This window comes from Pseudoalteromonas sp. SR44-5, assembly GCF_014163675.1.
In the GTDB taxonomy this organism is placed as follows: Bacteria; Pseudomonadota; Gammaproteobacteria; order Enterobacterales; family Alteromonadaceae; genus Pseudoalteromonas; species Pseudoalteromonas rhizosphaerae.
On sequence record NZ_JACJDT010000140.1, the window covers coordinates 1 to 959 of the forward strand.

1 pseudogene is annotated in these 959 nt (G+C 39.2%); it reads right to left on the bottom strand.

The features are described 5' to 3' along the window. Positions 1–408: 408 nt before the first annotated feature. Positions 409–959: pseudogene (locus H5154_RS22865) on the bottom strand (hypothetical protein); the annotation flags it as partial.

Below are 959 nucleotides of genomic sequence, written 5' to 3' on the forward strand. Positions count from 1 at the left end.
TTTATTTGCTGTACTTCTTGTAAATTTTTTATAACTTAGCTTTTTATAACTTAACAATGGCTTGGCTGATTACTTGGCCAACGAAATTAAGATGACACCCATCTTAACTATTCAGAGTGAATATCGTTTTTATTCTTCAATTTGCGCGGCGTAAAGCCCCGCCTACGCAAATTTAAACAGCTATATTACATCGCCTGTAGGCGGCAGTTTACCTCGTGCATGGTTTGATTTTTTTCTACCTTATGACTAAGATGCGCGTATTTAAAGTGGCTCTCTTCTTAATTTCCTTTTTACTTCCTTAGTCGTCAGTGTGCCAATAAACCTAGATGGGTGCATAACCCCTAGGCTTGAATTCCATTTTTAATTTTTATCAGAATCCTAGTTGCATGCTATACATAAAGTCATCTTTTAAGGTATTCCCATAAACAACTGCAGTGCTAAGCGCTTTGCTTTGTATTTCCATGTTAGTTTTTCGATACGCTCAGGCTCACCTTTAAAATGCAGCCAAGGTTTGGTTATTTCTTCGTTCGGTGTCGCTCTGAGCCAATTAAAATGCGCAGCCTCTTTATTAAATTTCTGCCAAATTTCGACTTGTTGAGCAAGCGAAAAATCGCTCCAAAAATTATTGGGTCTGTCATTTTGCTTATCAAATTCAGCGGTGAGTTCATCAAGGTGGCGGCAGTTTTCATACTCAGGCACATCAGGCAGTGGTTGGTTGTTATCCATAAACCGCACTACTCGTTCCCAATATAAATAGCAGTTCATCGGGTTATTTGAGTTATCAGGCACTTGAACAGCTATTTTAGTCTCAGGGTATTTATCCTCATCAATATGACTAATAAAAGGCACAAACCCCATTACACCCGGGCGTGTTGCCACTATATCAAGGTGGCATACAATATCAGCCCATTTAAAACAACAATTACCCAGCTCATCACGCTCTTCACAACCAGGTATCT